Source organism: Bradyrhizobium uaiense, assembly GCF_010811875.1.
Classification (GTDB): Bacteria; Pseudomonadota; Alphaproteobacteria; order Rhizobiales; family Xanthobacteraceae; genus Bradyrhizobium; species Bradyrhizobium uaiense.
Map to the genome: position 1 here is coordinate 1 of NZ_VKHP01001106.1, position 237 is coordinate 237.

General features: G+C 61.6%; 1 pseudogene. It reads left to right on the forward strand.

Annotated elements, in window-relative coordinates:
* A pseudogene (locus FNJ47_RS48970) lies at nucleotides 1-237 on the forward strand (IS5/IS1182 family transposase); the annotation flags it as partial.

Below are 237 nucleotides of genomic sequence, written 5' to 3' on the forward strand. Positions count from 1 at the left end.
TGTTCCGGCGCTTCAGTCGATGGAGTCGCAAGGGTGTCTGGTGCCGCATCTTCGAGGCGATGTCCGATGATCCGGACTTCGAATATCTGATCGTGGATTCCACCATCGTCCGGGCGCATCAGCACGCTGCCGGCGCCAAAAAAGGGGGTCTGAAGATCAGGCGATCGGCCGCTCGCGCGGGGGCCTGAGCACCAAGATACATCTGGCCGTTCGAGGCTTGGGATGTCCGGTGCGGTT